The 22,059-nt window shown below is 38.9% G+C and carries 21 protein-coding genes; 13 read left to right on the top strand and 8 right to left on the bottom strand.

Annotation, left to right across the window (positions count from 1 at the left end; translation table 11 throughout):
* Window positions 1–37 precede the first annotated feature (37 nt).
* Complete coding sequence (locus C502_RS0108815) at window positions 38–1,336, bottom strand: sigma-54 interaction domain-containing protein (RefSeq protein WP_018678471.1); 1,299 nt, start codon at window positions 1,334–1,336, stop codon at window positions 38–40.
* Between the two features lie 192 nt (window positions 1,337–1,528).
* On the opposite strand from C502_RS0108815, the gene C502_RS0108810 reads away from it, so the two are divergent.
* From C502_RS0108810 to C502_RS0108765, 10 genes are all read left to right on the top strand, one after another.
* Window positions 1,529–2,212 (top strand): MBL fold metallo-hydrolase, encoded by a 684-nt coding sequence (locus C502_RS0108810; RefSeq protein WP_018678470.1) that lies wholly within the window; start codon window positions 1,529–1,531, stop codon window positions 2,210–2,212.
* A gap of 10 nt (window positions 2,213–2,222) precedes the next feature.
* Window positions 2,223–3,881 (top strand): bifunctional protein tyrosine phosphatase family protein/NAD(P)/FAD-dependent oxidoreductase, encoded by a 1,659-nt coding sequence (locus C502_RS0108805; RefSeq protein WP_018678469.1) that lies wholly within the window; start codon window positions 2,223–2,225, stop codon window positions 3,879–3,881.
* A gap of 107 nt (window positions 3,882–3,988) precedes the next feature.
* The gene (locus C502_RS0108800; RefSeq protein ID WP_018678468.1) at window positions 3,989–4,792 is read left to right on the top strand and encodes a sulfite exporter TauE/SafE family protein; all 804 of its coding nucleotides are present in this window, start codon (window positions 3,989–3,991) and stop codon (window positions 4,790–4,792) included.
* A gap of 226 nt (window positions 4,793–5,018) precedes the next feature.
* Window positions 5,019–6,005, top strand: coding sequence for an acyl-CoA desaturase (locus C502_RS0108795; protein WP_018678467.1), 987 nt, complete (start codon window positions 5,019–5,021; stop codon window positions 6,003–6,005).
* Complete coding sequence (locus C502_RS0108790; RefSeq protein WP_018678466.1) at window positions 6,005–7,282, top strand: NAD(P)/FAD-dependent oxidoreductase; 1,278 nt, start codon at window positions 6,005–6,007, stop codon at window positions 7,280–7,282. Before C502_RS0108795 ends, C502_RS0108790 begins: the two co-directional genes overlap by 1 nt.
* Before the next feature lie 13 nt (window positions 7,283–7,295).
* Complete coding sequence (locus C502_RS0108785) at window positions 7,296–8,111, top strand: DUF1365 domain-containing protein (RefSeq protein WP_018678465.1); 816 nt, start codon at window positions 7,296–7,298, stop codon at window positions 8,109–8,111.
* Complete coding sequence (locus C502_RS0108780; RefSeq protein WP_018678464.1) at window positions 8,086–9,285, top strand: SAM-dependent methyltransferase; 1,200 nt, start codon at window positions 8,086–8,088, stop codon at window positions 9,283–9,285. Before C502_RS0108785 ends, C502_RS0108780 begins: the two co-directional genes overlap by 26 nt.
* Window positions 9,286–9,319: 34 nt before the next feature.
* On the top strand, window positions 9,320–10,099 hold the full coding sequence (locus tag C502_RS0108775) for a DUF1295 domain-containing protein (RefSeq protein ID WP_018678463.1): 780 nt from the start codon (window positions 9,320–9,322) through the stop codon (window positions 10,097–10,099).
* A gap of 8 nt (window positions 10,100–10,107) precedes the next feature.
* Window positions 10,108–11,157: an SAM-dependent methyltransferase gene (locus C502_RS0108770; protein ID WP_018678462.1), complete on the top strand. Its 1,050-nt coding sequence runs from the start codon at window positions 10,108–10,110 to the stop codon at window positions 11,155–11,157.
* Between the two features lie 30 nt (window positions 11,158–11,187).
* A complete protein-coding gene (locus C502_RS0108765; protein WP_018678461.1) occupies window positions 11,188–12,516 on the top strand; it encodes a sensor histidine kinase in 1,329 nt (442 codons plus the stop codon).
* Here the strand turns inward: C502_RS0108765 and C502_RS0108760 are convergent.
* The 7 genes from C502_RS0108760 to pcaU all read right to left on the bottom strand — a co-directional run bounded on the left by C502_RS0108760 (window position 12,513) and on the right by pcaU (window position 19,446).
* Complete coding sequence (locus tag C502_RS0108760) at window positions 12,513–13,208, bottom strand: response regulator transcription factor (protein WP_018678460.1); 696 nt, start codon at window positions 13,206–13,208, stop codon at window positions 12,513–12,515. The two genes, C502_RS0108765 and C502_RS0108760, sit on opposite strands and share 4 nt — an antisense overlap.
* Window positions 13,209–13,223: 15 nt before the next feature.
* A complete protein-coding gene (locus C502_RS0108755) occupies window positions 13,224–13,724 on the bottom strand; it encodes a chalcone isomerase family protein (RefSeq protein WP_018678459.1) in 501 nt (166 codons plus the stop codon).
* Window positions 13,725–13,783: 59 nt separating this feature from the next.
* Window positions 13,784–14,152 (bottom strand): hypothetical protein, encoded by a 369-nt coding sequence (locus tag C502_RS0108750; RefSeq protein ID WP_018678458.1) that lies wholly within the window; start codon window positions 14,150–14,152, stop codon window positions 13,784–13,786.
* Between the two features lie 35 nt (window positions 14,153–14,187).
* A complete protein-coding gene (locus C502_RS0108745) occupies window positions 14,188–14,754 on the bottom strand; it encodes a nuclear transport factor 2 family protein (protein WP_018678457.1) in 567 nt (188 codons plus the stop codon).
* 143 nt (window positions 14,755–14,897) lie between these two features.
* The gene (locus tag C502_RS0108740; RefSeq protein WP_018678456.1) at window positions 14,898–16,499 is read right to left on the bottom strand and encodes a bifunctional aspartate transaminase/aspartate 4-decarboxylase; all 1,602 of its coding nucleotides are present in this window, start codon (window positions 16,497–16,499) and stop codon (window positions 14,898–14,900) included.
* Between the two features lie 57 nt (window positions 16,500–16,556).
* A complete protein-coding gene (aspT, locus tag C502_RS0108735; protein WP_018678455.1) occupies window positions 16,557–18,242 on the bottom strand; it encodes an aspartate-alanine antiporter in 1,686 nt (561 codons plus the stop codon).
* Window positions 18,243–18,621: 379 nt separating this feature from the next.
* On the bottom strand, window positions 18,622–19,446 hold the full coding sequence (pcaU, locus tag C502_RS0108730; RefSeq protein ID WP_018678454.1) for an IclR family transcriptional regulator PcaU: 825 nt from the start codon (window positions 19,444–19,446) through the stop codon (window positions 18,622–18,624).
* 246 nt (window positions 19,447–19,692) lie between these two features.
* Between pcaU and C502_RS0108725 the strand changes: the two genes are divergently transcribed.
* From C502_RS0108725 to C502_RS0108715, 3 genes are all read left to right on the top strand, one after another.
* Window positions 19,693–20,379 (top strand): 3-oxoacid CoA-transferase subunit A, encoded by a 687-nt coding sequence (locus C502_RS0108725; RefSeq protein WP_018678453.1) that lies wholly within the window; start codon window positions 19,693–19,695, stop codon window positions 20,377–20,379.
* Between the two features lie 11 nt (window positions 20,380–20,390).
* Entirely contained in the window at window positions 20,391–21,044 is a 654-nt protein-coding gene (locus tag C502_RS0108720; RefSeq protein WP_018678162.1) for a 3-oxoacid CoA-transferase subunit B, read from the top strand.
* A gap of 89 nt (window positions 21,045–21,133) precedes the next feature.
* The coding region (locus C502_RS0108715; protein ID WP_018678163.1) for an acetyl-CoA C-acyltransferase at window positions 21,134–22,059 on the top strand (926 nt) is incomplete at its 3' end.

The raw sequence follows: 22,059 nt of genomic DNA, 5'->3' as shown, positions 1-22,059 counted from the left end.
AAAAAAGCGAGATGTCCAAGTCTCGCTTTTTTATTTTTTATAAATTAAATTTTTTACGATAGCGCCAAAGCGTGGTTCGGCTAATATTGAGTGCTTTTGCTGCCAGTGAAAGATCATTTTGGTATTGAATTAATGTTTTCCGTATCATTTCTTTATTGATTTTATCCGAGATCAGTAATGGTTCATCTTCAATGATTGAGTTTGAAGGGGAGATATGTTGCTTATCAATGATTTCATCAGGCAAATCGCAAACATCAATCTCAGATTTTTCATTTGCCATCGTCAGTGCATAGAGTAGGGTATTTTTCAGTTCACGAACATTACCAGGCCAATCATAATCAATCAGCTTCTGTAAGGCTGCATCAGAGAGTTTTGGAGAAGCTCCAAAAACATTTTGTTGCTCAGTTAAAATATAATTGGCAATCAAAGGAATATCTTCTTTGCGATCACGGAGTGGTGGAACAAAAATTGGAATCACACGGAGTCGATATAATAAATCCTGACGAAAGCGTCCAAGACGAGCTTCTTCTCGTAACGCTCGATGAGTCGCCGTGATAATGCGGACATTGGCTTTAATTGATTTTTCGCCGCCTAGTGGCGTAAATTCACCAGTCTCAAGGACTCGTAATAACTTTGCTTGAAGTTCTAACGGAATTTCAGCGATTTCATCTAAAAAGAGTGTTCCCCCCGCAGCACGTTCAAAGACACCTTTGTGTTCTCGAATCGCCCCTGTAAATGCACCTTTGACATGACCAAATAACTCACTTTCAAGAATATTCGCATTTAATGCCGCACAGTTAATCGCAATAAATACGTTATTTTTTCGCTGACTATGATCATGAAGAGCCTGTGCAACCAGTTCTTTTCCACTGCCAGACTCGCCTCGGACTAAGACAGGAAATTCTGTAATTGCAACACGTTGAATAATGGAAAACATGCGTTGCATTTCGGCAGATTGGCTATGAAAGGTTTGTTCCAAACTGACAATGTTTTGGTCTTGTTTCAATCTTTGTAAGGGCTGAGGGGAGTGTAATAGATAGAGCGTTCCCTCAAAGTTTTGATCAGCAATGTGGATACTGTGACTATGGCATAGCAGTTCAATCGATTTGCTTGCATCTTTTATAATGTGTCGTCCAATTGTAAGCTCATTTGCTCGTACTTTCTGTTTAAGTGTTTGAAATAAGGTGTGATTAAAATTCTGTGCTTTAAATTCATATACAAAACGCTGCTGAGCTTGATCTAAGATAAGGATAGAACTTCCTGCTATTAAGGTTTGTAGTTTAAACAAGAAGTTTTCTAAATCAGCTTGAGTATAAAAATCAATCGCTTGGCGCATGATGTTTCATCATATGTTTTTCATTTGAAACAATTGAAACATAAAACGAAACATTATTGAAATGATTGTTTTGTCCAAAATAAAATATTATTAATTAATATATTGTTTTATCTGAATATAATTTATTTTGCATAAAGTTGGCACTTAGTTTGCAAAATAAGAATATAACCAAGCATATCGAGACCAATTCAAATGATACTTCATCAGTTTTTTGAAAAAGAAAGTTCAACTTACACATATTTGGTTGCATCTGAACAAACGCGTGAAGCGGTACTGATTGATCCCGTTGCTTCAGAAATTGAAAGCTATGCACACATGTTGAAACAGCTCAATCTCAAATTAGTGTATAGCCTAGATACACATGTTCATGCAGATCATGTTACGGCTGCGAATTTACTCAGAACGCGTTTTGGCTGTAAAACGGTTTTGCATCGTAACTCGGGCGTGGATTGTGGCGATATTTTTATCACTGACCGCAGTGCGATACGTGTAGGTGAATTTTTAATAGAAGCACGTTATACCCCTGGACATACCAATGCTTGTACCAGCTATGTAATCGACACTATGGTATTTACAGGTGATGCATTACTGATAGATGGTTGTGGTCGTACTGATTTCCAAGAGGGAAATGCTGAAACCTTATATGACAGCATCCATCAACAGATTTTCACTTTACCTGACGACACGATTGTTTATCCGGGACATGATTATAAAGGTCGTTTGTCTTCAACAGTCGGTCATGAACGTGAATCGAACTCTCGTTTAGGTCAGGGACGTAGTAAACAAGATTTCGTTGAAATTATGAAAAATCTTGATCTCCCATACCCTAAAAAGATTGATATTGCTTTGCCTGCAAATAAAGCGTGTGGGAAATAAGGGGAAAACTGTGAGTGAATTAAAACAAGTTAACCCTGAATTTTGGGTATCTGCTCAGATCAACCAATCTGATTTGGTTGAAATTGCAGCCAAGGGAATCAAAACGATTATTTGCAATCGTCCTGATGGTGAAGGCATCGATCAGCCGAATATTATTGAGATCCAAGAAGCTGCAATACGACATGGGATTCAATTGGAATATTTGCCTGTGGTCAGTGGGCGGGTGACGGATGAGCAAGCGATTGAGTTCAAATTACTCTATCAAAAATCACAGAAGCCCGTATTGGCATTTTGTCGTTCGGGAACTCGCTCAATCACCTTATGGGCATTGTCTCAAGTGGCTGAACTTACCATTGACCAGATGTTATTGCAGTCAAAATCACTAGGCTATGATTTACAGGGTTTAGTCCCTCGAATTTTGAAGCAAAATCCAACTCAGTTAAACAATATACCGACTTTTTCTGTGGTGATTGTGGGTGGGGGTGCGGCGGGTATTTCAGTAGCATCGAGTTTGTTAGCTCGTCAGCCCAATTTAGATATTGCCGTGATTGATCCTGCTGAAATTCATTACTACCAACCGGGGTGGACGATGGTCGGCGGTGGGATATTCGCTCCTGAAAAAACGGTAAGAACAATGGCGAGTCTGATTCCTAAGCAAGTTCATTGGATTAAGGCAGCTGTTGCAGCTTTTGATCTTGATAATAAACAAGTTTTATTAGAGGGATGTAAGCCGATTAACTATGAAGTATTGGTCGTCTGCCCAGGCTTAAAACTAAATTGGCATGGAATTGAAGGTTTAGTAGAAACGCTAGGTAAAAATGGTGTGACTTCAAACTATCGTTATGACCTTGCACCCTATACGTGGGACTTGGTTCGTAATATGAAACAGGGTAAAGCTGTTTTTACACAGCCACCAATGCCAATTAAATGTGCTGGTGCTCCGCAAAAAGCAATGTATTTGTCAGCTGATTATTGGCAAAAACAAGGTGTATTAAAAGATATTGAAATTGATTTTTATAATACAGGTGCGGTGTTATTTGGCGTACAAGCTTATGTTCCAGCTTTGATGGAATATATTAAACGTTACAATGCCAATTTAAACTTTAATCATCAATTGATTAAAGTCGATGGAAGCCAAAAGCGAGCTTGGTTTAAGGTCAGTGAAGGGGGAAATACCTCAGTGATTGAAACTGATTTCGACATGATTCATGTTGTTCCACCACAGCAAGCACCTGATTTTATCCGAGCGAGTAACTTGGTGGATACAGCAGGTTGGGTCAGTGTTGATCAGCATACCTTACAGCATAGCAAGTATCCTTACATCTTTGCTTTGGGTGATGTCACTAATGCACCAAATGCGAAAACGGCTGCCGCAGCACGAAAGCAAGCCCCGATTGTTGCAGTCAATGTATTGCAGTACTTAAAAGGCAATCAACATTTTGCGCAATATGATGGTTATGGGTCATGTCCGCTCACAGTTGAGCGTGGAAAGATTGTGTTGGCAGAATTTGGTTATGGCGGAAAATTATTGCCGAGTTTCCCCAAGTGGTTGCTCGATGGTCAAAAACCATCACGCATGGCTTGGTTGTTAAAAGAGCAAATCCTACCACCAATGTATTGGGATGGTATGTTGAAAGGTCGTGAATGGATGGTTAAACCAAGTCTTTAACTTATTTAGTTCTAATTTAAATCAATTGCTTAGCTTTAATTTTGAGCTAGGTTAGATTTTTATTTTCTGCAAAAACTGTTCATCCTTGTACGAGGTCATTGCATATCATGTGGTTATTAGTCTTAGAAGGTCTTGCGATCGGATGTTTACTTGGATTGACAGGCGCAGGTGGCGGTATTTTGGCTGTACCAGCATTAATGGCGAGTCAAGGATGGACAGTGTCTCAAGCTGCACCAGTAGGTTTGTTGGCAGTAACACTTTCTGCATTTGTTGGTATGGTTCAAGGCTTATTCAAGAAAATTGTGCGTTATCGTGCGGCAATCTGGATTGCCTTGATCAGTCTGCCATCGGCACGTTACGGGATTCATCTTGCGAGTATTATTTCTCCAGTTTGGTTAAGCCTTGGATTCAGTGTTGTGATGATGATTGTGGCTTATCGCATTTTCTTCAATAAAGTCAATGATTTTGAAGATCCACCGTGTAAGGTGAATCAATCAACAGGGCAATTGATTTGGAATGTTAAAACAGCTTCAGTCCTCGGTTTTATTGGTATTATTGCTGGGTTATTAACAGGTCTGTTGGGTGTTGGCGGTGGTTTTGTAATTGTGCCTGCATTACGTAAAGTCACTGATTTGGATATGCGGAGTATCGTTGCAACTTCATTGATGATCATTTTTTTAATTGGTGGCGTAAGTATTTCTATTCACATCATTGATGGTTTTCAATATCCAATCGCTGTAACCACTAGCTTTGTCGTGGCTTGTATTATCGGGATGTTAATTGGTAGACGATTAATCAACCTGATTGATATAAAAACGGTACAAAAGGTATTCGCTGTGGTGGTGATTTGTGTTGCCATTTACTTGGTGATTACAAGCTTGATGAAAATTTTACCTATGCTTTCTCTTTAATTTGAATACATATTGATTCGATAAAAATGTTTTTTAAATACGCTTAGGCTTAAGCCAATTGGTTTTGAGTCTAAGCTAAAAAATAATATAAATTCATGTTTAGTGTGTCTTTTCATATTATGATGTGAGGCATGCTCTGGTGCGTACGATGTTGAGCTTCACATAAACTTCATATGATTTCTATTAAGATTATAAATATAAAAAGAGATTGGGTCAGGAAGAATCAATGTTTAAATTTTTTCTGCGATGGGTCGATAGTTGGTCACTGACTGATACTTTAGATAAACAGCAGCCTCAGTTTAAAGAAAGCACAAAAGATACTAAGATTCAGTGGTTTCGGATTTTACCATTCATTTTGCTGCATATTGCTTGCTTTGCCGTGTTTTGGGTTGGAGTATCTTGGTTTGCTGTTATTTTTATGCTGATTTTTTATTTTGTGAGAATGTTTGCCATCACGGCATTTTTTCATCGTTATCTTTCGCATAAAACCTTTCAAACATCACGCCCAGTACAATTCTTTTTTGTCTTGATTGGAACAATGAGCGCACAGCGGGGGCCTCTATGGTGGGCAGCGCATCATCGTTATCATCATCGTTTTACCGATACCGAACATGATCCACATTCATCGACACATGGTTTTTGGTATAGCCATGTGGGTTGGTTCTTGAATAAGCAGAATTTTTTGATACGCAAAGAAGTCGTTAAAGATTGGCTAAAATTTCCTGAAATTGTTTGGTTAGATCGTTTTAGTTTACCTGTGGTCTTGTTCACTGCTTTTGCAATTTATTGTTTAGGTGAGTGGTTGGCTATTGCTTATCCGAGTTTAGGTACGTCAGGTTTACAGCTATTGGTCTGGGGTTTTGTCATTTCGACAGTTTTATTGATTCATGCAACGTTGTGTATCAATTCGCTTGCGCATCTATATGGAAGTCGGGACTTTGAGACCAAAGACAACAGTCGAAATAATTTCTTTTTATCCATGATTACATTAGGTGAGGGTTGGCATAACAATCATCATTATTATGCAGGCAGCACTCGACAAGGTTTCTTTTGGTGGCAAATCGACATCACTTATTACATTTTAAAAATCATGTCTTTTTTGGGGTTGATTTGGGGAATTAAACCTGTACCACAACGTATTTATGATACCCATAAAAGTCATCAATTAAATCTCAAAATAAACGCGAGTAAAATTCAAAGCGAGGAGTCTTGATGAAGATTGCAATCGTAGGCTCTGGTATTTCGGGTATGTATGCAGCGTGGAAATTATCCAAGCAGCATCAAGTCACTATTTTTGAAAAAGAGCATTATTTTGGTGGTCATACGGATACGCATGAATTATTGATTGATCAGCACTATCTTGCTGTAGATAGTGGTTTTATTGTTTTTAATGCACATAACTATCCACTCTTTAGCGCAATGATTGCTGAATTAGGTGTAGAAGCACAAAATAGCGATATGAGCTTTTCGGTCAATAATCAGGTAACAGGGCTTCAGTACAATCCATCAAAAAAATGGTCATTATTAACGCGACCACAAAACTTTTTAAAGAAGAACTTTCGAGTGATGTTGTCTGATCTAATTCGGTTTTATCAAGCCAATAAAGACATTTCTGTCGAGGCATGTGATTTTGAATTAACCATTGATGATTATTTGAATCAAAATGATTATTCACAAGTGTTTAGAGATGAACATTTGTATCCGATGTGTGGCGCGCTATGGTCAAGTCCTGTCGAACAGGTGGGACAGATTCCATATAAGTTTGTCGTGAGTTTTTTTCAGCATCATCGTATGTTGCAATTAAAAGACCGTCCACAGTGGCAGACGGTGAAAGGTGGTTCAGCATCTTATATTCAAGCGATTCAAGCGGCTTGTCCTTCGATACAATGGAAACACGCCCATGTTCAAGAGGTAATACGAACGGAACACGCCGTCAGGATCGTTACAGATCAAGATCAAGAGCAATTTGATTGGGTGGTTTTTGCGAGTCATGCTGATGACACATTGGGGTTGATAAAAGATGCTTCAGAAAAGGAGCGAGAAATCTTAGGTAGTTTTGATTATCAAGATAATTTGATGGTGGTACACAGTGATACATCAATTATGCCAAAGCGTAAATCGCAATGGGCAAGTTGGCATGTACATGTCACTGCTGAGAAGATGGATATGCAAAAGCGATTAGATTCAAGCAATACTCATTATGGGTTCACTTATTGGATGAACACGCTACAAAATTTGCCCTGTAAGACGCAGGTCTTTTCAACCTTAAATCCAAATTTTCCGATTGCAAAAAAATCCATTTGGGTCGAGCGTCATTATCGACATCCAGTATTTGATCAAAAAGCGATTGCGGCACAATCCCGTTGGCAAGAAATTAATGGAAACAATCGTAGTTCATTTTGTGGTGCATATTGGGGATGGGGCTTTCATGAAGATGGAGCACGTAGCGCAGCGCGTGTCGTTGATCAATTTGCATCTCTGAGCAACTGATGGAGATGGTGTTATGTTGAATACGGCACTTGCGACTGCATCCGCAACAATCCATCATCGACGTTATGTACCTAAAGTGCATCAGTTTGAGTCAAATTTAACTTACTTATGGTTTGACCCCGATCAATTGGATTCATTTGTAAAAAAATCGTATTTATGGTCAGCAACGGGTTGGAACTTTTTAACTATTGATCCCAATGATTTTTTAAAAGGCTATCAGGGAAGTTTACGAGAAAGAATTAAAAAGATTTTATTGCAACAAGCAGATACGATTTTATCGGCTCAATTAAATATTCGTATATTAGCGTTGCCGCGAACTTTAGGTTTTAGATTTAATTCGGTGGTTTTTTATTTCATTTTGGATGCTGAACAGCAGCCTATCTTCATATTAAGCGAGATTACTAACACGCCGTGGAATGAACGCAAAGTTTATGTTCACGATTGTCGAGGGAAAGGGCAAAACCAAGCTCATTATCGAAGTTTTGAGTTTAATTTTGAAAAATCATTTCATGTTTCCCCATTTATGCCGATGGAGATTGAATATAAATGGAAATTCAATTTTTCTGATGCCAAGCATGTAATTTACATGCAGCTTTATCAAAATCAACAGTTCGTATTTGATGTCAGTATGCATTTTCAGCTTGAAAGCATCACACTTCCTTCACAACAACATCGCTATGCTATTCATCATATCTTTGAACCTTTCAAGATGTTCGCTTCAATTTATATTCAAGCTTTTCATCTATGGCGAAAGAAAGTTCCATTTTATCGGCACCCTAAAAAAGATAAGGATTTAAAACAAAATGATGAAAACGCTTATTTTCGGTGAACAAGATTCACTTCCTTTGGTTTTGCGAAGTCTATTGAAACTTCGTCATGGTCAAATTCATTTTCGTGGAGAATGGAACGGTACTGTAGGTGAGGTTTCGGATTTAGCAGCAACCATAGATATTCATAACAAAGTATTAATTGATCTTATTTTTAAAAATGGTGTGCTTGGTGCAGCTGAAGGCTATATTCGTGGCTATTGGAGTACTGAACATCTGGTCGAGGTGATTCAGATTTTGGCTCGAAACCGCCATGTTTTGGATAAAATCAATCAGAATTTCATTTCACAAGCCAGTCAGTTGGTTTTAAAAACTTGGTATAAAACTCGTAAAAATTCATTATCAGGCAGCCGTAAAAATATTGCAGAGCATTACGACCTGAGTAATGATTTTTTTAAACTCTTTCTTGATTCTTCAATGATGTATTCCAGTGCAGTGTATAAGTACAAAGATATGACTTTAGAAGAAGCATCGGATTATAAAAAAGAACTGATTTGTCAGAAGTTACAACTCAAACCTATGGATCACTTGGTTGAGATTGGGAGCGGTTGGGGCGGTTTTGCGATCTACGCTGCTCAGCATTATGGCTGTAAAGTCACCACGATTACCATTTCACAAGCGCAATATGATGAAGCCACCAAACGTATCGCAGATGCGGGCCTTAGTCATCGTGTCAATGTTCAACTCAAGGATTACCGATTATTAGAAGGTAAATTTGACAAATTGGTTTCGATTGAAATGATTGAAGCTGTTGGTGAACAGTACTTATCCACCTATTTTAATAAATGTCGTGCTTTATTAAAACCAAATGGTTTGGGATTGATTCAAGCCATCACCATCGAAGATGCGCGTTATAAAAAAGCCTTGAACACAGTGGATTATATTAAACGCTATATTTTCCCCGGTAGTTTTATTCCATGTATCAGTGTATTGACCCAAGCTGCATCGGAACAACAGTTACGTTTAAAACATCTTGAAGATATTGGCTTGAGCTATGCGGAAACGATTCATCAATGGCGTGAGCGTTTTTTAAATGCCAAAGCACAAGTCCTAGCTCTAGGTTTTGATGAAAATTTCATTCGGATGTGGGATTTCTATCTGTGTTATTGCGAGGGTGGTTTCAAAGAAGGGGTGATCAGTGACGTACACCTTTTATTTGAAGCAAGTGCTTATTAATCATCAACCGATCTGAGGTAGCAGGGAGGCAGTGATGTGGTGGCAGTTATTTTTACTTGATGTCTTTGTCATGGCGATGTGTTGGTTATGGGCAACTTATAATCATCGTGCAGGCATTGTCGATGTGGCATGGAGTTTTTGTATTGCTCTGAATATTGTTATTACAGCATTATTTGTTGATATCGCACCGTTGAATGTCAGACTGTTTATTGGAATATTGAGTTCAATTTGGTTTTTACGCTTAAGTTTTCATTTATTTCGCCGTTACCTCGCCGAACATGAAGAAGATAGACGATACGCCAATATGCGTAGCGCAATGGGAAAATATCAACACTTCGGTTTTTTCACTTTCTTTATGTTTCAAGCTGGATTAGCCATTTTATTTAGCATTCCGATGTGGAGCTTACTGCATGTTCCAAGTTCTGTATGGGGGATTGAAACCAACGATTATTTGATTATCGCAGGTATGATCATGGTAATTGCATTTATAGGTGAAGTGATTGCCGATCAGCAATTGTATCGTTTCAAGCAGAAGATGAATCATCATGGCAAAACTATGGATCAAGGTCTGTGGCGATATTCGCGGCATCCGAATTATTTTTTTGAATGGATTCATTGGTTCGCCTATCCAATTTTAGGACTCGCAGCAGGATTGTATAGTTTATGGATTTATCCCGTGTTGATGTGGTTGTTTTTGTACTACATCACAGGAATTCCATTTAGTGAACAACAAGCATTAAAAAATCGAGGTCAAAATTATCTCGATTATCAAAACCGAACTTCTATGTTTATTCCGTGGAAACCCAAAGAGTAGGTACGCACATGGACTTTATTATTCAAAAATCATTAAAACTCGTTGAAAGCGGTTTAGTACCTGATCAAGCGATTCGTGCAGCCATTCGTGCATTGAGTAAAAAGCGTTTGATTCAAGAAGGGCGCTACGATCCTGAACAGGGTGCGCAACGTTATATGGATGTGCTTCACATGTTAAAGCACAGTGAAATCGCGATTGAAACTGACAAAGCCAATGAGCAACATTATGAATTGCCTACCGCTTTTTTTCAGGCGGTTTTAGGAAAACGTCTTAAATATAGTGCCTGTTTTTTTCCGCATGCTCGAACCTCATTAGATGAGGCTGAAGAATTTGCACTACAGATTTATAGTGATCGCGCTCAATTAACTGATGGTCAACATATTTTGGAACTGGGTTGTGGTTGGGGATCATTTACATTATGGATGGCGGAACGTTATCCAAATGCAAAAATTACGGGAGTTTCAAATTCGGCAACGCAACGTCAATATATTTTGGCGGAAGCTGAGCAGCGTGGTTTAAATAATGTCGAAATCATAACCTGTGATGTCAATGTACTCGAATTAAAACAGGGTTCATTTGATCGTGTAGTTTCGGTGGAAATGTTTGAACATGTCCGAAACTATCAAAAACTGTTTGAGAAAATTCAATCTTGGCTCAAGGTCGATGGGCTGTTGTGGTGTCATATTTTTTGTCATCGGTTCTTGCATTATCCATTTGAAATCCAAAGTGAATATGACTGGATGTCGAGATACTTTTTTACAGGTGGTTTGATGCCTGCCAGTTCAACATTTTTACATTTTCAAGAGCATTTAGAACTATCGAAACATTGGCAATGGTCGGGTACACATTATGAAAAAACGGCGAATGCTTGGTTAGAAAATATGGATCGCAACGCTGAACAATTAAAACCACTGTTTGAACAGGTTTATATGCAAGATGCTGATGCATGGTGGCAACGTTGGCGAATTTTCTTTATGGCATGTGCAGAATTATTTGGATTTGAGCAAGGGCAAGAATGGGTCGTGGGTCACTTCTTGTTCAAAAAGAAAGTCGTATAATCAAATATGATTCTGTAAGTAGATCAGCCTATGTTTAGATCAAAAAAAAATGATGGAACTAATCATCCATTGAGTGAGATATTTAATCGCTACTATTGGTTGCAAATTGGGCTGATCGCGCTTTCGATTATTATCGGTATTGCCTGTAGTGCGTGGGTGATCAAAGGATCATTGCTCAAAACTGCACTTGAACAGGAAATGGAACATTATTGGATCCGTGTCGAACGCAATCCGAAGGCGGATCTTCCTGATACTAAGAATTTATATGGCTATCGTTGGTCGTCGAATATGCCACCGCAACCTTTTCGTGATATGACCTTGCAACAGGGCGTGCATCGGATCTATGTGGATGGTAAAGATCGCATGACGGTGTATGGTGAACGAGATGGTCAGCATGTGTTGTTGGTGTTTGGTGAAAGTAATGTCAACAAAATTGTCTGGATGTTTGGCTTAGCGCCGTTAATGTTTAGCTTAATTATCTTGTATAGCATTTTATGGTGGTCAAACCGTCGAGCGCGTCGTTATTTCTCACCGATTACCCGTTTAGCCAATGCCTTAGAACAGATAGATTGGGCACATCAAAATAAGGAAGCCTCACCATTTCAAGATATTAGTACCAATGGCAATATGGAAGCGGAGTATTTAAAACAGGCATTAGAACAGTATCATCAAGTACTGACAGAATTTATCCATCGTGAACGTGAGTTTACAGGGGATGTCAGTCATGAATTACGCACACCTTTGACCATTTTGAAAGGCAATGTCCAAATTTGCCAAGCGCGGTATGGAAATGATAAATCATTGAATCGTATTGCAAATACGATTGAGGATATGCAATTGTTGGTAGATACGCTACTCGCAATTGCAAGAAATACCACCAACACTTTGACTGCTGAGCAGATGCAATTATCTACTATTATTACGGATTTGGTTCATGATTTAGATACGGTCAGCCAAAGCAAAGGGATTGATATTCTTGTTCAATATGACGATTCAGAATTGACTCGCTTACTTTATCCATCCATGACTAAGATGGTTCTCAGCAATATTTTGCGTAATGCTTTAAATTATTCTCAAGGTTCAAATATTCATATTATTCAACGCAAAAATAGCATTATTATCGCTGATAATGGCATTGGCGTGAGTCTTCCAAACGAATCTAAAGTTCAAGAGTTAAGTCGTTCACAACTCAAACTCAACCCTAAAGGGCATGGTATTGGTTTGCAGCTTGTGCAAAAACTATGTACACAATTGGGTTGGAGAGTTGAACTATTTGATCGACAATATTATTTGAATACACATATTGAGTTAGCGTTGCAAAACACAACAGGTTTAATTGTTGTGGTGTATATGAATTAAGCATTGGTATCTTCAAGTGCGATTTTTAAACCGACACCTGAGATGGTATGAATAAGTTTTTGTGTAAAAGGTTTATCGACCATTTTGCGTAAGTTATAAATATGACTGCGTAACGCATCACTCTCAGGTTCTTCATCGCCCCATAACTCAATCATAATTTCTTGCTTGGTAATCACTCGAGGTGAATTTCTCATTAAAATTTTAAGCAATTTAAATTGAATTCGAGGTAACTCAATATGTTGACCTGCCCGAATAATGGTTTGGGTCGAACTGTCTAAGATTAAGTCATGAATCTGAATTTTACTCTTTGAAACTTCACCTAATGAACGTTTAATTAATGCCCGAATACGCATCACCAATTCATTAAAATCAAAGGGTTTAACTAAATAATCATCTGTGCCAGCAACAAAACCTTTTAATTTGTCATCCAACGTATCACGGGCAGTGAGCATGAGCACAGGAATATTCATCCCTTGATCTACTCGTAGCCATTCACAGAGTTCGTAGCCAGATCCATCAGGTAAATTGATGTCTAATAAAAGCAAATGATAGGCTTGTGTCTTCAAAAAATTACGTGCTGCATCTAGATTACGGGCATGATCAATAACGAAGCCATGTTCTTCTAAAAATTCGCAGACGGTTGCGGCGAGTTCATAATGATCCTCGACCATAAGAATAAATTGATTGTTCATAATGAGATGATCAAGTTATTGATGGAGTAATTGTTGCTTTAATTTAGCATTAAATGGAACACTGCCAAACCAAATTTTAAAATACTGGTTTGCGCTTTGATCCGTAATAGAACCTAAACTTTTTTGATTTAAAGACAAGGTGAGTGTTTTGGTATTTTGTTTATAGTTGAGGCTATATAGATCCCCTTTTTTTACAGGTCGATATAATTCAGTAATGCTATTGAGTGGCGAGCGATCAGAGAAGTTTGCAATATTTTTTTCGAGATAATGCGTTGCAGCACGTTTAAATGCCCATTCAGGAATATCATGGTGATATGCAAAATCTAATCTTATATCCTGTGTTTCCCAATTTTCTTTACAATCATTGGCTGAGTAGGTAACCGATCCCACGGTTTTTGCCATGACGACGAGTGGGGCATTGTGGCAGCTTTGGAGTGCCGCATTTACGAGGTGTACACTTGTGATGAGGTTGATGGTGCAAAATAAAAATATTTTTCTCTTCCAATTGCTATGCATAGTTAGCTCCATTTAGGTGATAAGCTTTTATTTTAAAAGCGGATCAACTTAGAAATATTTTAATAAGCATAAAAGTTGAGATGACGTTCAAGTCGTTGTATTTCATGATGTGCATACGCGAGATTGCTATGGTCACGATCTAAAATTACATATAGAAAAAGACTGTGATTACTTTCGAGTGGGTGAATAATGTGATATTGGTTTTTCATACTGATTAAAATCCCCTCAACATAATCTGTTTTATTGAGTTGTTTGATTAACTTTTTCTGATGTTTGAATATTGCTGAACCCTCTAGTGCGAATATATCAATATTTAAATCATCATCACCGATAGAGTCTAAAACAGAGCCATCGTAGTAATCCACTAAAGCCAGTACAATTAAACCGTCTATATGGCTGAATTGTTTTAAGAAAATATGATCATTCATAATCTATTCTATATGTTGAGTGGCTGAATTTTAGACTATCTTTTGAAGGGTAGAATCAAAGAATAGGCTTTCCCGAGATAAGGTAAAGAACGATATAACCCATTGGCAGGGTCCCAATAATCTTGTTGAAAAATAATTTGGTTTGATGCATTAATTTTGATTTCGCTGATGCCGTATGACGCCATGGTTTTGCGACGACCAAACATTTTAAAGTCATACGCCATATACCAATGAATATATGCAGAATCATTGTGGTAGGTTGCACTGATCAACTTCACATTGACATGACTAACATGCTCATTCATTCCTGAAAAATGTTTGATTAAGTCTTGTTTGTTTGAAAATTGAGATAGGGTATCGTTGATGTATAAGTCATCAGCATAAAGTTGGCTTGCATTTTGGATAAAACTTGCAGTTCCTAGTGTATTGAATGCCGTAGTGAAACGCACACCAATTGCTGTGGCTTGTTCTTGAGTTTGGGGGATTCCTGATATTGTTTTATTCGCTTTAGCATAGTCCGATGAATAGCTAGGGATACTTTTACAAGAGACTAAGGAAAATAAAGCCAGTGTTGAAACGGCTAAAGTTCTGAGAAAAGCCATATCTATAAACTCATTTCATTTTATTAATAGCTTAAAATGAGTGGTGTGAATCCGATGTGAACTCGCTGATTTAAGCATCAAAAAATAAAGCCACGATCATGTGGCTTTATGTAGAGCAGGAGGATTGCTTGAAGCAGAGATTCTTACTTTTTCGATTTTTTGGATTTCAGATATTCTTGGTAAGCATCATCAGCAAAACGTCTTAAAGAATCACCAATTGCAGCATATTGAAATTCATTTAAATTGGCCAACGATGCACGTGCAGACGGATGTTGTACACCAAAGCCAGAGCCAGGCAGCAGTACCACACCTGTTTCATCTGCGACACGGAAGAGTAATTCGGTTGGATTTTTATTTTTCATCACCCAATCTGCAAATTCATCACCATAGAGTATGCGTGAGGTATTTTCTAAGTCTACCAATGTATAGTAATCCACCGCATTTGGATCTTGAGGAACACCAACACCCAGTTGTCGATAGAGTGCGGCATCACGATCACGAACCACAGATTTAACCGCTTTCTTATAGCTTTGACGTGAATCCATCAGATTGAATAATGCAAATAACACCATCTGAACTTGTTGTGGTGTGGATAGACCAGCTGTGTGATTTAATGCGACATTACGACTGTCAGCCACCAAACGATCAATAAATTTAATATTCGTTGGATCCGTTGTTAATGAAGAATAACGTTCCTCAAGCTCTTTCTTATCTTTTTTAGAGAGTGCAGCCAGTTTCTTATCCAATATATTATTGTTGCTTAGCGCAATCACGCCGAGTCGCCAACCTGTTGCACCGAAATATTTTGAGAATGAATACACAAGAATCGTATTATCAGTGCAGATTGCAAACAATGATTTAAAGTTATCAGCAAAGGTTCCGTATACATCATCAGTCAGAATAATCAAATCAGGGCGTTTTTTAACGATATCTGCCAAAATCGCTAGACCCTCATCGCTTAGTTTAACCGAAGGAGGGTTACTTGGATTGACAAGAAAGAAAGCTTTAATTGATGGGTCTTCTAATTTACGTAGTTCAGATTCAGGATATTGCCACCCAAGATTGGGGTCAGCCTCAATCAAGACTTCTTCAAGTTGGTAATCATTCAGTTTTGGAATTTCGAGGTAAGGTGTAAAGATGGGGGTACCGATCGCAATGCGATCGCCATTGGCAATTATTTTATTTTCTTTAAGTGAGTTAAATATATAGGCCATTGCAGCAGTTCCGCCTTCTACTGCAAATAAATCTAATCCTTCTTTAGGCATACCTTGTACACCCATTTCGCGTAACACATATTCTTTAATGATGGTTTCACTTAACCGTAACATGCGATCTGGAACGGGATAATTACAACCTAAAATACCTTCGACCATTTCAAGTAAGAATGCATCGGGATCTAAACCTAACTGATCTCTAACATAAGAAATTGCTTTTCCTAAGAATACTACGCCTGGTTTATCTTGATTTTGCATCACAAAATTATCAAAGCGAGATTGCAAACCGACAGGACGTGGAAAACCACCTAAACCTTCTGGCATGAAAGAAAAGGAAAACTCAGATTCTGTGGCTGAAAATAAACCTAGTTGGAAAAATGCTCGACGAGGAAGCGTTGCTAAAAAGTTAGGATTGCCTCGACCTGCATTGAGCATCAGCCGATCTGTTCTACTTTGCGCTAATTCAATAAGATTATCTTTCAATTCAAATGGGCTAAGTTTTGCGTATTTAGAGTAATCAATATTCCCCATGGGGAGTCTCCTTAATTTATAGTGAGGCTGATGATTTATTGTATATCATCAATTTATTTAAGCTAAACCCACGATCAGTGGACCCAGCAAGGTCAGAAAAACATTTGCCAATGCATAGGTAATTGCAAATGGAACAGTCGGAATGGAGTTGCCTGCTTTATCTAAAACGCCACCAAATGCAGGATTGGCACTACGTGAACCAGACAAAGCACCAGCCATGACTGCGACATTGTCATAACGAAGGACATAACGAGCGAAAAGCATTGAAAGAATAAGTGGGACGAGCGTCACCACCACACCAATCATAAACAGAGATAGACCACTTTCTTTAATGGTTTGAATGGCTTGTAAACCTGATTGCAACCCAACTGCAGCAACAAAACCTGCGAGACCTAAGTCTTTCAGCAGTTGTGATGCAGCCAATGGCATATTGCCGTGAACTTGATTTCGACTACGTAACCAACCAAATAAAAGACCAGACAGTAGGGCACCACCACCTGCGCCGAGTGTTAGAGGAACATCACCAATACGGATCACGAATAAACCAATCAGTAGACCAACGACCAAGCCTGCACCGTGAAAAATCCAGTCGGTTTTTAAGCTTTCAGGTAAGGCTTTACCTGCTTCTTTAACTAAACGTTCAAGATCACTTTTCGTCCCATAAACGGTCACGACATCGCCTTGGCGCAAGATGGTGTCATCACTTAATATTTGTATTTCATCGTTGTGTTTAATGCCAAGTATATAAATGCCATGTTTTAGATAATCAGGTGTATTTGTTTTGATATCGCCCAGTGTACGATTGATATATTTAGAGTTTCTGAGAATGACATCGGTGGTATCCATGATCATTTCCATTCCTTGAGAGGATTGGAGTTCTGAACCGACCTGCTCAGCAATTGAAACGACACTGGCTCTGCGACCAACAATAAGAACGACATCATCCGTCTGTAAAATAATTTCGGGAGATACATCAATAAATCTGTCTTTGCGCTTTAGTCTTTCAATCGTAATACTTGGTTTTTGAGCTTCGAATTCAGCAATGGTTTGACCACTGGCTTGTTGAACTTTATAAATTCGTCCCACGATCTCAGGCATCGCCAATTCTTGACCAGGAGCAAGTTCAAAAGCACCCTTTAAACGTTCAGATTGAGCTTTTAATGCATCATCATGAATTTCACGACCCATAAATTTGGGTAAGATATTCACACAAATAATAATGGCGCCAAGAGAGCCAAAAATATAAGTAACCGCATAACCAATTGCGACATTGGCTTGGAGTTTTTGGATTTCGGCTAATGGAAGATCAAGGCGAGATAAAGCATCGCCAGCAGTCCCAATAATTGCAGATTGAGTCATCCCACCAGCCGCCAGACCTGCGGCTAAACCTTTATCAAGATGGAAGATTTTAGCCATGATTAATACAGTAATTAAGCCACTGACAGCCATAAATACTGCCAGTAAAATTTCTTTAATGGACTGTGGGCCAAGAGATTTAAAAAACTGTGGACCACTTTCAAAACCAACGGCATAAATAAATAGTGCAAAAAGAATTGCTTTGACACCATTATCGACGGGAACACCAATTAAACTGAGTACAACTGCAACAAGAAGAGAGCCAGCAACACCGCCAAACTGGAACTTTCCGAATTGAAATTGACCAATCCAAAATCCTATCGCTAAGGATAAGAAGAGCAGTATTTCAGGGCTATGCTTTAATTCATTCTGTAACCATTCAATCATTTTATGATCTCACTTTTATTATTTGATCTACCTTTAGGTTTAAAATTTATTTATTTTTCATGTTTTTAAAATACTATGTGAATTTGATGTGTGCAATTACGATGGTTTTAGTGTTTTAAATTGATAGGTATTTAAATGGTTGTAATTAATTAATTTTTAAATTTTAGGTGGTTGTTGTTAAGTTTTAATTTTAACGAAAGTTAAAATAAAATTACTTAAAGATACAAATTTTTATCTATAAATTATAGAATTTTGATAATCAATAACATCTTTCATTATTATGAATTGATTTTGAGATTACACAAAAAATAAGAATTAATCTAAGTTGGTAATATTTAAAAAAAGCATTTTCTATATTCAGGAAATGCTTTTTTATAAATTAAATCACTTGACGTAAATCTCGAGCAGTTTCTTGTAATAACGGTAAGATATGGGTAATCAAATAATCTTTGGTTGTACGCATGGTTGGAGAAACAATATTTAACGCTGCAACAACATCTGCATTTGAGTCATAAATGGGTACAGCGACCGCATGTACACCTAACTCATGTTCTTCACACGAATAGCACCAATCTTGCTCTTTAATTTCATGTAGTAGCGTAAGGAAAACTTCGCTATCGGTATGCGTATATTTGGTTAAACGCTTTAAAGGATATTTTTCTAACCACTGTTTCTGTTCTTCTAAATTTAAATGGGCGAGGAGAATTTTACCTGCTGAGGTGGCATGAGCAGGTAGGCGATTACCTAAATGTAATCCGTAAGGATTGACTCGATCGGTTTGTTGATGTGCGGCACTACGCGCAATGGTAATCGCTTCATAACCATCTAAGACCATAACAGAATAAATCAGAGAGGTTTGATTAGTGAGTAAATTTAATAGGGGTTGGCAGATTTTAGGTAATGGCGAAGCATCTAGATAAGCACCTGAAAATTTGAGGATTTTAGGTGTTAAATAGTAATAATGACCATCAAAATCTAAATAGCCTAAGTATTCTAAAGTCATTAAATGGCGGCGAGCAGCAGCGCGAGTCATACCTGTTTTTTCAGCTGCAGTACTCATATTTAAACGATGGCGTTCTGGTCCAAAGCACTCCAAAATACTTAAACCTTTGGCCATTCCTGCAATATAGTCCTCATGCCGAATCGTTTTTTTATTTTCAGTATGGTGAATTAAGCGCAGACTTTTTTCTTGGCAATTTTCCATAATTCCGAGTTTCATCCAAAATCTATTTTCTAAAAATTATTCTAATCGAAAGGAGACTATTTTACTTGGATAATGTTCGATCATCGAACATAAAAAATAATGATCGAACAAAATACACCTTAGAGCATAGCGCTCAGTGAATAATTTATCAAAAATAAAGATAAGAAATCCGAACAAAACACTCAGCTTCGTTTCATCGGTTTTCAGGATGAAAATTGAGTGGTTCATAGTACAGGAAGTAGTCAGATGATTGATAAAAGTTCAAGCTCATTAACTGAAGCACTCAGCCAAATTAGGGATGGTTCCACCATCATGATTGGTGGCTTCGGAACTGCAGGACAACCCGCAGAACTCATCGATGGTCTGATTGAACTCGGTATCAAAGACCTTGTTATTGTGAATAACAATGCAGGCAATGGTGACTATGGTCTTGCCAAACTCCTAAAAACAGGTGCAGTCCGTAAAATCATATGTTCTTTCCCTCGTCAATCTGATTCATGGGTGTTCGATGAACTTTACCATGCAGGCAAGATTGAATTAGAACTCGTGCCACAAGGCAATCTCGCTTGCCGTATCCAAGCCGCAGGTATGGGCTTAGGTGCTGTATTTACGCCGACAGGCTTTGGAACATTATTGGCAGAAGGCAAAGAAACCCGTCATATCGAGGGGAAAGACTATGTGCTTGAATACCCAATTAAGGCTGACTTTGCCTTGATCAAAGCCTACAAAGGCGATCGTTGGGGCAATCTGGTTTTCAATAAATCGGCACGTAACTTTGGACCTATTATGGCGATGGCTGCTGATGTCACGATTGCTCAAGTTTCTGAAGTGGTTGAACTCGGTCAGCTTGATCCTGAACACATTATTACCCCAGGGATTTTTGTTCAGCATGTGGTTGCTGTTGAAGCAGCATCACCTGTCACTGCGCAATAAGGAGAATAACAATGAGCTATCAAAAACTCAGCCGTGACCAAATTGCAGAACGTGTTGCACAAGATATTCCTGATGGTGCCTATGTCAATTTAGGCATTGGTTTACCCACCAAGATTTCGAACTACTTACCTGCGGATAAAGATGTCTTTCTACATTCTGAAAATGGTTTATTGGCATTTGGCCCAGCACCAGCCAAAGGTGAAGAAGACCCTGAACTGATTAATGCAGGTAAAGAATATGTGACCATGCTCACAGGTGGAAGCTTTTTCCATCACGGTGATTCCTTTGCCATGATGCGTGGTGGTCATTTAGATATTGCAGTTTTAGGCGCTTTCCAAGTCGCAGCCAACGGTGACCTTGCCAATTGGCATACAGGTGCTGCCGATGCGATTCCTGCTGTGGGTGGTGCAATGGATTTGGCCGTGGGTGCAAAGAAAGTCTTTATCACCACCGACCATGTCACCAAACAAGGCGAACCAAAGATTGTTGAAGCGCTTTCTTATCCAGCAACCGGTTTGAAATGTGTCGATCGTATCTATACCGATCTGTGTGTGATTGATGTGACCAAAGACGGTTTAACAGTGATTGAGAAAGTAGATGGTCTGAGTTTTGAAGAACTACAGGCGTTGACGGGTGCTCAATTGATTGATGCGACACAAGGATAATGAATCTCCCCTAACCCCTCTTTAAAAAGAGGGGAACTCCTCCCTTTATTAAAGGGAGGTTGGGAGGGATTTTAGATAAAGGGAAAAATATGAAAAACGCTTATATCATTGATGCGATTCGCACTCCATTCGGACGTTATGCAGGTGGTTTAGCCCCTGTACGTGCGGATGACCTTGGGGCAGTTCCGATTCAAGCCTTAATACAACGAAATCCAACCGTGGATTGGCAACAAGTGGATGATGTGATCTATGGTTGTGCCAATCAAGCAGGTGAAGACAATCGTAATGTCGGTCGTATGTCCGCTCTACTCGCAGGCTTGCCATATCAAGTCCCTGCAACCACAGTGAACCGTCTTTGTGGTTCATCCTTAGATGCGATTGCGATGGCAGCGCGTGCGATTAAAGCAGGTGAAGCAAATCTGATCATTGCAGGTGGTGTCGAGAGTATGAGCCGTGCGCCCTATGTCATGGGTAAGTCTGACAGTGCTTTTGGTCGTAGCCAAAAAATTGAAGACACCACCATGGGTTGGCGTTTTATCAATCCAAAGCTGAAAGAACTGTATGGTGTAGAGACCATGCCACAGACTGCGGAGAACGTGGCAGAGCAATTTAATATCAATCGTATTGATCAAGACCAGTTTGCCTTGGTGAGCCAACAACGGACAGCAGCAGCGCAAGCCAAAGGCTTTTTTAAACACGAAATCGTTGCTGTCAGCATTCCACAACATAAAGGTGACGCGATCGTTGTAGATACGGATGAACATCCACGTGCATCCACCACCATTGAAGCATTAACGAAACTCAAAGGTGTTGTGAAGGCAGAAGGTACGGTCACAGCAGGCAATGCCTCAGGCATTAACGATGGTGCGGCAGCGCTATTGATCGCTTCAGATGAAGCAGTTGCTCAATACCAACTGAAGCCACGTGCCAAAATTATTGCGGCAACCACGGTGGGTGTTGAACCACGCATTATGGGTTTTGCACCTGCGCCTGCAATCAAAAAGTTACTGAAACA

The organism is Acinetobacter tjernbergiae DSM 14971 = CIP 107465, assembly GCF_000374425.1.
In the GTDB taxonomy this organism is placed as follows: domain Bacteria; phylum Pseudomonadota; class Gammaproteobacteria; order Pseudomonadales; family Moraxellaceae; genus Acinetobacter; species Acinetobacter tjernbergiae.
Note: the sequence above shows the minus strand (reverse complement) of the source record. Positions and strands in the feature narration are given on the sequence as shown.